The sequence below is a fragment of the Massilia sp. NP310 genome, assembly GCF_019443485.1.
Classification (GTDB): Bacteria; Pseudomonadota; Gammaproteobacteria; order Burkholderiales; family Burkholderiaceae_D; genus Telluria; species Telluria timonae.
Genome location: NZ_CP080379.1, coordinates 5,643,078 through 5,656,761 on the forward strand (window position 1 = coordinate 5,643,078; position 13,684 = coordinate 5,656,761).

The 13,684-nt window shown below is 68.4% G+C and carries 11 protein-coding genes; 8 read left to right on the forward strand and 3 right to left on the reverse strand.

The window, feature by feature from the left end:
- Nucleotides 1–6: 6 nt before the first annotated feature.
- The 3 genes from KY496_RS24965 to KY496_RS24975 form a co-directional block, all read right to left on the reverse strand.
- A complete protein-coding gene (locus tag KY496_RS24965) occupies nucleotides 7–1,563 on the reverse strand; it encodes a PepSY-associated TM helix domain-containing protein (RefSeq protein ID WP_219862917.1) in 1,557 nt (518 codons plus the stop codon).
- A 12-nt stretch (nucleotides 1,564–1,575) separates the two neighbouring features.
- Nucleotides 1,576–3,726 (reverse strand): TonB-dependent siderophore receptor, encoded by a 2,151-nt coding sequence (locus tag KY496_RS24970; RefSeq protein ID WP_219862919.1) that lies wholly within the window; start codon nucleotides 3,724–3,726, stop codon nucleotides 1,576–1,578.
- Between the two features lie 93 nt (nucleotides 3,727–3,819).
- Nucleotides 3,820–4,221, reverse strand: a complete 402-nt coding sequence (locus tag KY496_RS24975; protein ID WP_219862920.1) for a DUF2946 domain-containing protein — start codon at nucleotides 4,219–4,221, stop codon at nucleotides 3,820–3,822.
- Between the two features lie 185 nt (nucleotides 4,222–4,406).
- Here KY496_RS24975 and KY496_RS24980 point away from each other — a divergent pair, with 185 nt between their 5' ends.
- The 8 genes from KY496_RS24980 (at nucleotide 4,407) to kdpC (ending at nucleotide 13,681) form a co-directional block, all read left to right on the forward strand.
- Complete coding sequence (locus KY496_RS24980; RefSeq protein WP_219862922.1) at nucleotides 4,407–6,020, forward strand: ABC-F family ATP-binding cassette domain-containing protein; 1,614 nt, start codon at nucleotides 4,407–4,409, stop codon at nucleotides 6,018–6,020.
- Between the two features lie 51 nt (nucleotides 6,021–6,071).
- The gene (gene waaF, locus KY496_RS24985) at nucleotides 6,072–7,094 is read left to right on the forward strand and encodes a lipopolysaccharide heptosyltransferase II (RefSeq protein WP_184234931.1); all 1,023 of its coding nucleotides are present in this window, start codon (nucleotides 6,072–6,074) and stop codon (nucleotides 7,092–7,094) included.
- A gap of 29 nt (nucleotides 7,095–7,123) precedes the next feature.
- On the forward strand, nucleotides 7,124–8,134 hold the full coding sequence (gene rfaD, locus KY496_RS24990) for an ADP-glyceromanno-heptose 6-epimerase (protein ID WP_184235600.1): 1,011 nt from the start codon (nucleotides 7,124–7,126) through the stop codon (nucleotides 8,132–8,134).
- A 133-nt stretch (nucleotides 8,135–8,267) separates the two neighbouring features.
- Nucleotides 8,268–9,032, forward strand: a complete 765-nt coding sequence (locus KY496_RS24995) for a TorF family putative porin (protein ID WP_184234928.1) — start codon at nucleotides 8,268–8,270, stop codon at nucleotides 9,030–9,032.
- A 101-nt stretch (nucleotides 9,033–9,133) separates the two neighbouring features.
- Nucleotides 9,134–9,223 (forward strand): K(+)-transporting ATPase subunit F, encoded by a 90-nt coding sequence (kdpF, locus tag KY496_RS25000; RefSeq protein ID WP_005668695.1) that lies wholly within the window; start codon nucleotides 9,134–9,136, stop codon nucleotides 9,221–9,223.
- Nucleotides 9,223–10,977: a potassium-transporting ATPase subunit KdpA gene (kdpA, locus tag KY496_RS25005; protein WP_219862924.1), complete on the forward strand. Its 1,755-nt coding sequence runs from the start codon at nucleotides 9,223–9,225 to the stop codon at nucleotides 10,975–10,977. Before kdpF ends, kdpA begins: the two co-directional genes overlap by 1 nt.
- 1 nt (nucleotide 10,978) lies before the next feature.
- On the forward strand, nucleotides 10,979–13,087 hold the full coding sequence (kdpB, locus tag KY496_RS25010; protein WP_219862926.1) for a potassium-transporting ATPase subunit KdpB: 2,109 nt from the start codon (nucleotides 10,979–10,981) through the stop codon (nucleotides 13,085–13,087).
- Between the two features lie 9 nt (nucleotides 13,088–13,096).
- Nucleotides 13,097–13,681 (forward strand): potassium-transporting ATPase subunit KdpC, encoded by a 585-nt coding sequence (kdpC, locus tag KY496_RS25015; protein WP_184234919.1) that lies wholly within the window; start codon nucleotides 13,097–13,099, stop codon nucleotides 13,679–13,681.
- The last annotated feature ends 3 nt before the right edge of the window (nucleotides 13,682–13,684 follow it).

Sequence of the window (13,684 nt, forward strand, 5' to 3'; positions counted from 1 at the left end):
CCAGACCTAGCCGGCCAACTCCCCGCGAGGCGCGCCCACGATCGTTTCGTGGCGCGCCTCGCGCAGTTTCCGCCCCAGCCGCCGCCAGCCGATCACCACCCCCGTCACGCTGAGCAGGGTCCCGCCCAGGCTCAGCGCGATCAGCACCAGGTCCCACAGCGGACGCCGCTCGAGCAACGGCAGCCAATCCCAGGAATGCAGCATCGCGAACAGCCAGCGGCTGGTGCGCTTGCCGCGGTCCAGGCGGCCGAGCACGGCGCCGGTGTGCGGGTCGAGATGGACCCAGGTGGCATGCGGATCGTCGAACACGATGCGCAGGATCGGCAGCGGCTTCATGGCCCCGCCCATCATCGTGTGCGCATCGCGCGCATAGTAATAGAAGTCGTAGTCGCGCAATTGCTCGACCCGCGCCACCGGCGCCGGCAGCAGGCCGGCCGCGGCGGCGCGCAGCGCGGCCGCATCGAGGACGACCGGCTGCCCGTCATGGCTGCCGATCACCCGGGGCGCGCCGCCGGCGGCCTGGGCCAGCACCCGGTTCTCGCCCAGCACGCGGGTCCAGCGCAGCTCGCGCACGGCGCCTGCGCCTGCCGCCAGCAGCGCCTGCGACGCGGCGTCGGCGTCGCTCAGCGCCAGCGCCGAACCCTGCAGCGCTTCCATGCGCAGCGGCGGCGCGCCGGTGTCGAAGATGCGCCACGGGTTCATCGACATCAGGCCGCTGAAGATCCAGGTGATCGTCACCAGCGCGAACAGCAGGCCGGTCACGTGGTGCCAGCGCATCATGGCGTGCGGATAGGGCGTGCGCGCGCCGCTGCGGTAGGGCTTGCGGAAGCGCCAGCGCAGGATGCCGACCACGGTCCCGCTGAGCGCCATCGCGATGCCCAGGATGGACAGCCAGTTGACGATGTCGGTCCAGTAAGGCTGGAAGGCATTGCCGCGCAAGGGATACAGCCAGTGGATCCAGGCGCCCGCATAGTTCCACAGCTGCTCGCTGCGGGTCGCGTCGCGCACCACTTCGCCGCTGCGGCTGGAGATGTAGAGCAGGGTGCGTTCGGCGTCGCCCAGCTGCACCTTGTGCAGCGGCCGGTGCGGGTCGAGCGCGCGCGAGTGGGTGAACGCGTCTTCGGCTATCGTGCCCAGGTAGTCGCATGTGACACCTGGCCCGGCGAAGGCCGTGGCGCTGGCCATGGCGTGCGCCTCGTCCACCGCCCGCAGGCGCTGTCCGCTCACGGCGTCGATCACCACCGCGCCGCTGCCCTTGGGCGGACCCTCGTGGCCGGCCGGCGTCGCGACGTAGACTGGACGCCCGCCGCTGGACGCGGCCAGGCGCAGCTCGTCCAGCGGCCCGGTCACGCCGGCCGCCGCCAGCGCCCGCGCCGGGGCTAGCAGGCGCGCGTCCGCCTGCAGCGGCGGCAGATGCTGCAGGCGCTCTTCTTCGGTCAGCTTGGGATAGCCGACGTACATCATGACCATGCCCGAGACGAACCACATCGCGAACAGCAGGCAGATGCCGATGCCGAGCCAGCGGTGGACCAGGAACAGCCAGCGTTTCAATCGTGCGCCCATCGTGCCCTCGCGTCAGAAGGCCATGCGCAGCGCCACGTCGGCCGTGCGCGGGGCGCCGAGATAGGCCATCGTGCCGGTGACGTTGGCCGCATACAGCCGGTCGGTGAGGTTGCGCACGCGCGCTTCCAGCGACAGCCTGCGGTCGATGCGCCAGCTCAGGCCCAGGTCGACGAAGGTATACGACGGCCAGTACAGGGTGTTGGCCGCATCGGCATACACCTTGCCGACCCGGCGCGCGCCGAGGTGGGCCTGCAGCGCCGGGGTGACGGCATACGACAGCCACAGGTTGGCCACCGTCTTCGGCGTATTGGTCGGCGTCTTCCCGGCCAGCGAAACGCCGCCCTGGCGGTAAGTCTCGTACTCGGCATCGGCATAGGTGAAGTTGCCCTGCACGGACAGGCGCCTGGTCGGCTGCAGCCCCAGCGCCAGTTCGACGCCCTGCGAGGACTGTTCGCCGACCAGGATCGTCAGGTTGCTGTCGACCGGATCCTGGGTCGCGATATTCTTGCGCGTGATGTGATAGGCGGCCAGGGTCGCCGTGCCTTTGCCTTGCCAGAAATCCAGCTTGGCGCCGGCCTCCGCCTGGCGGCCGGTGGTCAGTTCACTGTTGTTCCGCACGTCGGCGAACGAGGCGGTGGACAGCACGCCCGAGGGCGGATCGGCAGCCGTCGCGTACTGGGCATAGACGTTCATGCCGGGCGTGACGTCCCACACCAGGCCCAGGCGTCCGGTGGTCGGATTGTAGTTGCGCGAGAAGCTGGCCGGCGCCGCCGGCGTGATCTCGCGCCGGTTGACCAGGTCGAGTTCGATGCGCTCGTGGCGCAGGGCGGTGACCAGATTGAGGTTCGGGACCAGCTCGGTGCGGTTCTCGACATACAGCGCCGTGGTCCTGACCTCATTGTCGCGGTCGGGGCGGTAGAGCGGCGTCATGTTCGGCACGTCGAAGAAGCGCTCGGTGACGAAGTCGTACGGGTCGACGCTGCTCACCGTGGCCGATTGGCTGTTCGGATAGCGGGTCTGGCGGTTGATGCCGAAGTCCAGCCCGAACGCCCAGTCGCTGCGGCGTTCGCCGATGCGGCCGCGGTAGACGCCGTCGATGCGGTCGCCCACCAGGGTCTGGTCGTGGCGCTGGAGCAGGGCGGCCGAGCGGATGACCTGCGTGTTCGATGGATCGAAGCGGTAGTTCTCGACGTTGCGGTAGTCGCGCAGCGCGTCATAGACGTAGAAGGTGTTGGTCAGCTGCAGGGCGTCGCTGACCTTCCAGGCGCCGATCGAGCGCAGCCACTGCACGCGCTGGTCGTAGACGCCATCGGCGCTGTTGTAGTTCTTGAAGCGGGTGGCCTCGTCGATGCGCAGCTTGCCGGCGACGGGATTCAGCAGCGGCGTGCCCCAGTAAGGCCGGTCGACGTCTTCCTGCTGGAATTCATAGGCCAGCGTATGCGTGAAGCCGCGTCCGAAGTCGGAACGCAGCGACGCCGCCAGCTGGGTCGCGCGGCGCTCGACGCCGTCGACCCAGCTGCCGCCGTCGCGGTGATTGACGTCGATGCGCGCGTAGTGACCGTCGCCGACGCGGCGGTTCAGGCCGACCGAGGCTTCCTTCAGCGCGTCGGCGCCCAGGCGCAGCCGGCCTTCCGCGAACTCGCGCGTCTCGGCCAGCTTGGTGATGGTGTTGATCGTGCCGCCGACGGCGCCGGAACCGAACAGGAAGCTCGACGGCCCGCCAATGGCTTCGACGCGGTCGACGATCCAGCTGTCGACCGGTCGCGCGGCGATCGAATACTGCACGTTGATGCCGTTGAACAGCTGGCTGACCGAGCCGCTGCCGAAGCCGCGGTAGCTGACCCCGATATTGCCGGGAGCATCGTGGGCGGTGACGCCGGGGATAGCGCGCAGGATTTCCTGCGTGTCCTGGGCGCCGCGCACCTCGATCAGGGCGCGGTCGACCACGGTGACGCTGGCCGGCGTCTCGCGCGGGCTCAGGCCCAGGCGGCTGGCGGTTTCGCTCGGGGCGTCGAGGTTCAGTAATCCGTTGGCGTGCGGCGCTTCGGCCGTGACCTCGACGGTGGGAATGGTCGTGGTCTGGGCCTGGACATTCAAGGTGGCCAGGGCGCAGCCGAGGGCGAGCGCCAGCCTGCGCGGCCGGAGGCGATAGCGAGTCTTCATTGCAAATCCTGTGCGCGCGACGCAGCGTCTCGCGGCGTCACGCATGGTGGGTGACGCATCGGCTGCGTCACTCGAATGGTGGTGAGGGGCGGATCAGGAAAGCGAAGACGGCGGCCCGCGCGATTGCGAGGGCGTCCAGGCGTGCTGCGGACGCGGCGAGCGGTAGAACAGGGGCGGGTAGGGATCGCGCTCGTTGTCGAGCGCGAGCACCGACGGGATCGGCGCCGGCGGCGCCAGTGGCGCGTGGTGGTGCGAGCAGCACAGTTCGCAGTGCGACATGTCCGGCACCGCCGGCGTGTCGGTCTGCGCCGCATCGTCGATCACCATCACATGACGGGTGCCGCTGGCGCTGCAGATCTCGGTGATCCAGGCCGCTGCCGGCTGCTGGGTGGCGTGGGCCACGGCATGGGAAACTGCAGGCACGAACAGGCCGAACAGGAACGTCAGGAGGACGGTCCAGCCATACAGCGTTCGGGTTGTTCGGAGCCTGTGCATGTGAAAATTATAGTCCTGCTGGCGCGGCGGCGCGCACGGGTGGGCAATTTGTCCAGCAGGACCGATCCTGCTACCATAGACCGTCATTTCCAAGGAGCGCGCACGTGTAATACCTCATCGATGCCATTTTTCCGGTCTTCCCAGCATGGCTGCGGAAGCGTTCAGGCATCCCTGGAGTCGTACATATGACGCATCCCATTCTAGCGCTCGACGGCGCGTCCCTGCATCTGCCCGACGGCAGCGTCCTGTTTTCAAACCTGCATCACCAGTTCGACCTGCGCTGCACCGGCCTGGTGGGACGCAACGGCGTGGGCAAGTCGATGCTCGCGCGCCTGCTGGCCGGCGAACTGGCGCCCAGCGCCGGCCGCTGCCTGCGTGCGGGCCGCATTGCCTATCTGTCGCAGCAGGCGGGCGGCGGCCGGGCGGCGTCGGTGGCTGAACTGGCCGGCATCGGCGCGATCACGACGGCCCTGGCGCGCATCGAGGCCGGCAGCGCCGACCCGCACGATTTCGATGCGGTGGGCGAGCACTGGGATATCGCCGCCCGCCTGCGCCAGGCCTGCCAGGCGCATGGCCTGCCGCACGTCGACCTCGACACGCCGCTGGCCGCGCTCAGCGGCGGCGAGGCGATGCGGGTGGCGCTGATCGGCGCCACCCTGTTCGATCCCGACTTCCTGATCCTCGACGAGCCGAGCAACCACCTCGATGCAGCGGGCCGCGCGGCGCTGCAGCGCCAGTTGCAGGCCTGGTCCAAAGGCCTGCTGGTGATCAGCCACGACCGCGAGCTGCTAGACGCGATGGACTGCATCGTCGAGCTGTCCAGCGAGGGCCTGCGCAGCTATGGCGGCAACTACGCGTTCTACGAAGAAGCGCGCTGCCACGAACAGGAAGCGGCGCAGGGCGCGCTCGATCATGCGCGCCAGGAATTGCGACGCGACGAAGCCGCGCGCCGCGCGCAGCGCGAACGCCAGGACCGGCGCCAGGCGCGTGGCCACCGCAATGCGAAGGAAGCCAACCAGGCCGCGATCCTGCTCGGGCGCGGCAAGGAGCGCAGCGAGGGCAGCGCCGGCCGCCTGCGCCAGCAGCACGCGGCCGCGCGCGCGGATCAGGCCGGGCGCGTGCGCGACGCCTTTCATCGGGTCGCCGCCGACGCCGCCGTGCGCATCCACGCGGTGTCGGCTGACGGCGTGGGCCAGCGCCGCGTGGCGCGGCTGGAAGAGGCTGTGCTGCCCTGGGTGGCCGCACCGCTGGACCGCATCAGCCTAAGCCTGACGGGTCGCCAGCGGGTGGGCCTGGTCGTCCCGAACGGCAGCGGCAAGTCGACCCTGCTCAAGGTGCTGGCGGGACGGCTCGATCCGGTCGCGGGCGAATGCAGCCTGCCGGCGCACGTCGCCTACCTGGACCAGCAGCTGGCCAGCCTCGATCCGCGGCGCCCGACCCTGGACCAGCTGCTGGACGTGAACCGCAGCGCCGGACAGGACATGCTGCGCACCTGGCTGGTCCAGCTGGGCCTTGACGCGCGCGCGATCGCCCAGCCGGCCGGCCTGCTGAGCGGCGGCGAGCGCCTGAAGGCGGCCCTGGCCTGCGTGCTGTATGCCGACACGGCGCCGGCGCTGCTGTTGCTGGACGAGCCGAGCAACCACCTGGACCTGGCGTCGCTGGCGGCGCTGGAGACGATGCTGAACGGATACCAGGGCGCGCTGGTCGTGGTGTCGCACGACCGCGTGTTCCTGGAGCGCGTCAAGCTGACCCACCGCCTGGCCGCGCTGGACACCGGCTGGCGCCTGGAGGAATGCTGAATCGGCCGCGATTGCTATAATCGTGGGTTGGCACACCACCCGAAGAACACCATGTTGCGCACCCTTGTGATTTCCCCGAACTGGATCGGCGACGCCGTGATGGCCCAGCCCTTGCTGCGCCGGCTCAAGGAGCTTACGCCGGGGCGGCCGATCGACGTGCTGGCCCCCACCTGGGTGGCGCCGGTCTGGCGCGCGATGGCGGAAGTCGACACCGTGGTCGAGTCGCCGTTCAAGCACGGCGCGCTGCAGTGGAAGGAGCGCAAGGCCTTCGCGAAGATGCTCAGGGCGCGCGGCTATGCCGACTCCTATGTGCTGCCGAATACCCTGAAATTCGCATTGATCCCCTGGCTGGCCGGAATCCCGAAGCGGGTCGGCTACAAGGGCGAGATGCGCTATGGCCTGGTCAACGTGATGCACCACGACGACAAGGCGGCGCCGCGCCCGATGGCCCAGTTCTACCAGGCGCTGGCCGACGCGCCGGTGCGAAATCTGCCGCGCCCGGAGCGCTTGCCGGAGCCGGTCATGACGGTCGCCGCGGGCGAAGCCGAGGCCGCGATCGCGCGCCTCCAGCTGCCGGCCGGCGTGTATGTCGCCTTCGCGCCGGGCGCCGAATTCGGCCCGGCCAAGCGCTGGCCGTCGACCTACTTCGCCGAGCTGGCCCGGACCATCCTGGCCAATCGCCCGGATGCGCAGATCCTGCTGCTCGGCTCTCCCAAGGACCGCGCGGTGTGCGACGAGATCACCGCCATCGTGCCGCAGGCGCACAACCTGGCCGGCTCCACCTCGCTGAGCGAGGCGATCGCGCTGATCTCGCGCGCCGCCGCCGTGGTCACCAACGATTCGGGCCTGATGCACATCGGCGCCGCCCTGGGGCGGCCGGTGGTGGCGATCTATGGACCCACCGACCCGCGCCACACGCCGCCGCTGTCGCAGCTGGCGCAGATCCTGTGGCTGCACATCGAATGCTCGCCCTGCCAGCAGCGCGAATGCCCGCTGGGGCACCAGAACTGCATGAAGCAGATTCTTCCGGCCGACGTGTGGCAGCCCTTGCAACCCATGCTTGCCGGCGCCTGAAGGCGCGGGCTAATTTGAAGAGGACTATTATCATGATTCTGGTTACCGGCGCAGCAGGCTTCATCGGCGCGAACCTCGTGCACGCGCTGTCGCAGCGCGAGCCGTTCAGCGTCTTCGCCGTCGACAATATGTCGCGTCCCGAGAAGTTCCACAACATCGTCGACGCCGAGATCGCCGACTATGCCGATAAAGAAGATTTCCTGGTGCGCCTGAAGGCGGGCGAATTCGACAACAAGTTCACTGCCGTGCTGCACCAGGGCGCCTGCTCCAACACGATGGAGACCGACGGCCGCTACATGATGAAGAACAACTACGACTACACGGTCGCCCTGTTCGAATTCTGCCAGCGCCAGGGCATTCCCTTCATCTACGCCTCGTCGGCCGCCGTCTACGGCGCCGGCACGGTGTTCCGCGAAGAGCGCCCGCTCGAGCGTCCGCTCAACGTCTACGGCTACTCGAAGTTCCTGTTCGACCAGTACCTGCGCCGCTACTGGCAGGCCAAGGGCCAGGACGCCGGCAGCCAGGTGGTCGGCCTGCGCTACTTCAACGTCTACGGTCCGCTCGAAGGGCACAAGGGCACGATGGCCTCGGTGCCGTTCCACCAGTACCACCAGTTCCTCAAGGACGGCAAGGTCAGGCTGTTCGGCGCCAACGAAGGCTATGAGGCCGGCGCCCAGATGCGCGACTTCATCTACGTGGAAGACGTGGTCAAGGTCAACCTGTTCTTCCTCGATCACCCGGACAAGCGCGGCATCTTCAACCTCGGCACCGGCCGCGCCCAGCCGTTCAATGACCTGGCGGTCGCCACCGTCAACGCGCTGGCCAACGAAGGCAAGCCGGCGCTGTCGCTGCAGCAGATCATCGACGGCGGCCTGCTGGAGTACCTGCCGTTCCCCGACAAGCTGAAGGGCAAGTACCAGAGCTTCACCCAGGCCGACATCTCGGCGCTGCGCGCGGCCGGCTACGACGAACCGTTCACCGACGTGGCGACCGGCGTGGCGAAGTACATGGACTGGCTGCGCGCCCAGCCGGCGCGCTGATTTTTACACCGCGTTTACACCGTCCGCCGGCCTTTATACCCGGTTTTTACGCCTGAATCGCTAACCTGCTCGTGTTCCATGCGCCGTCCTCGCGACGCCGCATGGCTTCAACCACAACCACGAGCAGGAACACATGAAAGCATCGATTCACGCGCTGGCCGCCACCCTGGCGTTCGCCGGCGCCGCCCACGCCCAGGTCACCGAACCCCTGGAGACCGCGCCGGCGGCATCTTCTTCCATCGCCTGGAACGTCGCCGTCACCTCCGACTACCGCTACCGCGCCATCTCGCAGACGCGCCTGCGTCCCGCGCTGCAGGGCGGCGTCGATTACGTCCACACCGACGGCTGGTATGCCGGCGCCTGGGCCTCGACCATCAAGTGGGTCGAAGACGCCGGCGGCGACGGTGAAGTCGAGATCGACGTCTATGGCGGCAAGCGCGGCGCATTGTCGCAGGGCCTGTCGTACGACGTCGGCGTGCTGCGCTATGTTTATCCCGACAACGGCCTGGGCCGGCTCCCGGGCTGGGTCAATGCCCACACCACCGAGGTCTATGCGCAGCTGGGCTATGGCCCGGCCTACGTCAAATACTCGCATGCCACCACCAACCTGTTCGGCTTCGTCGACAGCGAGAACAGCGGCTACCTCGACATCGGCGCCAACCTCGACGTCGGCCATGGCTTGACCCTGCAACTGCACGCCGGCCGCCAGGAAGTGAAGAACAACCCGGCATCCGACTACACCGACTGGAAGATCGGCGTGAGCCGCTCGTTCGACCTTGCCACGGTGAGCCTCGCCTACCTCGGCACCAATGCCAGCAAGTCGGCGTACACCTCGCCGGTCAACGGAAAATTCACCGGCCGCGACGCCTTGCAACTGACCGTCAGCCGCACCTTCTGATAGAGAACGCCCATGGACCTCATCTACCTCGGCGCGCTCCTGATCTTCGTCCGCCTGACCTGCCTGCTGGTGGCCGGTTGCGCACAAGCGGGAGGCAAGCCATGAATCTGTCCTACGTGATCGGCGGCCTGGCCGCTGCCGCGCTGCTGGTCTACCTGCTGGTGGCCCTGTTCAAGCCGGAGGAATTGTGATGACCACCGAATTCATCGTCCTCCTCGCGGCCTTCCTGCTGGTGCTGCTCCTGCTCGCCTGGCCGCTGGGCCGCTTCATCGCCCGCGTCGCCGCGGACGGCAAGGTGCCCGGCCTGGGCTGGGCCGCCGGCATCGAAGGCGCGCTGTACCGCCTAGCCGGTCCGGCCGCCTCGGCCTCCCAGGACTGGAAAGCCTACGCGCTGGCGCTGATCGCCTTCAACACCGTCGGCGCGGTCTTCGTCTACGCGCTGCAGCGCCTCCAGGCCTGGCTGCCGCTCAACCCCGAGGGCATGGCCAACGTCAGCCCGGACTCGAGCTTCAATACCGCCATCAGCTTCGTCGCCAACACCAACTGGCAGGGCTATAGCGGCGAGCAGACCATGAGCATCCTGACCCAGATGGTGGGCCTGGCCGGCCAGAACTTCTTCTCGGCCGCCACCGGCATCGCCGTCGTGTTCGCGCTGATCCGCGGCTTCGCCGCGCGATCGAGCGGTGCGATCGGCAACTTCTGGGTCGACCTGACCCGCTCGACCTTGTACGTGCTGCTGCCGCTGTCGCTGATGCTCGCGGTGTTCCTGGCCGGGCAGGGCGTGGTGCAGAGCCTGTCGGCGCACGCCGAGGCGCGCCTGCTCGAGCCGGTGACCTACATGGTCGATGCGACAGCAACGCGTGCGGACACCCAGGTCATCCCGATGGGCCCCGTCGCTTCGCAGGAAGCGATCAAGATGCTGGGCACGAATGGCGGCGGTTACTTCAACGCCAATTCCGCGCACCCGTTCGAGAACCCGAATGCGCTCACCAACTTCGCGCAGATGGTCGCCATCTTCCTGATCCCGGCCGCGCTGTGCTTCACCTTCGGCCACATGGTGGGCGATATCCGCCAGGGCTGGGCGGTGCTGGGGACGATGACGCTGCTGTTCGTCATCGCCGCCGTCGCCGCCTTCGCCGCCGAGCAGCAGGCCAATCCGCTCCTGACCCCGCTGGGCGTCGACCAGGTCGCGAGCAGCCTGCAGGCGGGCGGCAATATGGAAGGCAAGGAGACCCGCTTCGGCATCGCCGCGTCGAGCCTGTTCGCGGTGGTGACCACGGCCGCATCGTGCGGCGCGGTCAACGCCATGCACGATTCCTTCATGCCGCTGGGCGGCATGGTCCCGATGGTGCTGATGCAGTTCGGCGAAGTGGTCTTCGGCGGCGTCGGCTCGGGCCTGTATGGCATGCTGGTGTTCGCGATCCTGGCGGTGTTCATCGCCGGCCTGATGATCGGCCGCACGCCGGAATACCTGGGCAAAAAGATCCAGGCCTACGAGATGAAGATGGCCGCGCTGGTCATCCTGGTCACGCCCTGCCTGGTCTTGCTGGGCACCGCGCTGGCGGTGACCTCGGCATCGGGCACCGCCGGCGTGGCCAATCCGGGCGCGCACGGCTTCTCCGAGATCCTGTACGCGCTCACGTCCGCCGCCAACAACAATGGCAGCGCCTTCGCCGGCCTGTCCGCCAACACGCCTTTCTATAACACCCTGCTGGGCGTGGCGATGTGGTTCGGCCGCTTCGCGGTGATCGTGCCGGTGCTGGCGATCGCCGGCTCGCTGGCCGGCCGCCAGCGCCTGCCCGCCACCCCGGGCACCCTGCCTACCCATGGCCCCATGTTCGTCGGCATGCTGGCCGCCGTCGTGGTGCTGGTCGGTGTCCTCAACTATGTCCCTGCGCTGGCGCTGGGACCGGTGGTCGAACACCTTCAGCTGTTTGGAGAATGAGATGGAACAGATATCCCACAATCCCGTCCAGGCGCCACGCGGCTCCCTGAGCCTGTTCGATTCCACGCTCGTCTGGCCGGCGATGGTCGACGCGCTGCGCAAGCTCCATCCACGCACCCAGCTGCGCAGCCCGGTGATGTTCGTGGTCTACATCGGCAGCATCATCACGACCCTGCTCTGGTTCCAGGCGCTGGCAGGGCAGGGCGAGGCACAGGAGCAGGCACAGGCGGGCTTCATCCTGGCCACCGCCGTCTGGCTGTGGTTCACGGTGCTGTTCGCGAACTTCGGCGAGGCGCTGGCCGAAGGCCGCAGCAAGGCCCAAGCCGCCTCGCTGCGCAGCCTGCGCCAGACCGTGACCGCCAAAAAACTGGCCAATCCCGCGCATGGCGCGCCGTGGCAGGCCTGCGCCTCGAGCGAGCTGCGCAAGGGGATGTTCTTCCTGGTCGAGGCGGGCGACGTGATTCCCGTGGACGGCGAAGTGGTCGACGGCGTCGCCTCGGTCGACGAGAGCGCCATCACCGGCGAATCGGCGCCCGTGATCCGCGAATCGGGCGGCGATTTCTGCGCCGTCACCGGCGGCACGCGCGTGCTTTCCGACTGGCTGGTGGTGCGCGTGTCGGCCAATCCGGGCGAGACCTTCCTCGACCGCATGATCGGCATGGTCGAAGGCGCGGCGCGCAAGAAGACGCCGAACGAGATCGCCCTGACGATCCTGCTGGTGGCCCTGACGATCGTGTTTTTGGTCGTGACCGTGACCCTGCTGCCGTTCTCGATCTTCGCCGTGCAGGCCCAGGGCAGCGGCCAGGCGGTGACCATCACCGCGCTGGTGGCGCTGCTGGTGTGCCTGATCCCGACCACCATCGGCGGCCTGCTGTCGGCCATCGGCGTGGCCGGCATGAGCCGCATGTTGCAGGCCAACGTGATCGCGACCTCGGGCCGTGCGGTGGAAGCGGCGGGCGACGTCGACGTGCTCCTGCTCGACAAGACCGGCACCATCACCTTTGGCAACCGCCAGGCCGCCGCCTTCCGGCCGGCGCCGGGCGTGACGGAGGAGGAACTGGCCGACGTGGCGCAACTGGCCTCGCTGGCGGACGAAACGCCGGAAGGGCGCAGCATCGTGGTGCTGGCCAAGAACCGTTTCAATATCCGCGAGCGTGCGATGGAAGCGATGGGCGCGGTGTTCGTGCCGTTCACCGCGCAGACCCGCATGAGCGGCGTCGACCTGGGGGAGCGCCATATCCGCAAAGGCGCCGCCTCGGCCATTCGTCGGCATATGGAGTCCATCGGCGCCGCCTGGCCCGGCGACGTCGAGCGCAGCGTCGACGAATCCTCGCGCCGCGGCAGCACGCCGCTGGTGGTGGCCGACGGCGCGCGCGTGATGGGCGTGGTCGAACTCAAGGACGTGGTCAAGGGAGGCATCCGCGAGCGCTTCGCCGAGCTGCGCCGCATGGGCGTCAAGACCGTGATGGTCACCGGCGACAACAAGTTGACGGCGGCGGCGATCGCGGCCGAGGCGGGCGTCGACGATTTCATCGCCGAGGCCACGCCCAAAGAGAAACTGGCCCTGATCCGCCGCTACCAGGCGGAAGGCAAGCTGGTGGCGATGACCGGCGACGGCACCAACGATGCCCCGGCGCTGGCCCAGGCCGACGTGGCGGTGGCGATGAACTCGGGCACCCAGGCGGCGAAGGAGGCCGGCAATATGGTCGACCTGGATTCGAACCCGACCAAGCTGCTCGAGATCGTCGAGATCGGCAAGCAGATGCTGATGACGCGCGGCGCGCTCACCACGTTCTCGATCTCGAACGACATCGCCAAGTACTTCGCGATCGTGCCGGCCATGTTCGTGGCCACCTATCCGAGCCTGGACGCGCTCAACGTCATGGGGCTGGCCAGCCCCGCGTCCGCAATCATGTCGGCCGTGATCTTCAATGCCCTGATCATCGTGTTCCTGATTCCGCTGGCGCTGCGCGGCGTGCGCTACCGCGCGATCGGCGCGGCCGCGCTGCTGCGCCGGAACATGCTGGTGTATGGCCTGGGCGGGCTGCTGCTGCCGTTCGCCGGCATCAAGCTGATCGACCTGGCGCTCGCCGCCTTCAACCTGACGTAAGGAGTTGTCATGCAATCGATTCTTCGCCCCGCGCTGGCGCTGTTCGCGGCGCTCACCCTGGCCTGCGGCGTGCTGTATCCGCTCCTGGTCACCGGCGTGGCCCAGGCCGCGTTTCCGTTCCAGGCCAATGGCAGCCTGGTCGAGCAGCACGGCCAGGTGGTCGGCTCGCGCCTGATCGGCCAGTCGTTCAGTGCGCCCGGCTATTTCTGGGGCCGTCCCTCGGCCACCGCGCCGATGGCCAATAACGGCGGCGGATCAAGCGGCTCGAACCAGGGGCCGCTCAATCCGGCCCTGCAAGAAGCCGTCAAGGACCGGATCGCGGCGCTGCGCGCGCTCGACCCGGGCAACACGGCCTTGGCGCCGGTCGACCTGGTCACCAGCTCGGCCAGCGGCCTCGATCCCGAGATCAGCGTGGCCGCCGCGCGCTATCAAACGGCGCGGGTGGCGCGTGCGCGCCAACTGCCGGTGCAGCAGGTCGACGCCCTGGTCGAGGCGCACACCGAGCGGCCTTTCCTGAGCCTGTTCGGCGCGGCGCGCGTGAACGTGCTGGCCCTGAACATGGCCTTGGACGCCGAAAGCGGGCATACTCGCTGAACC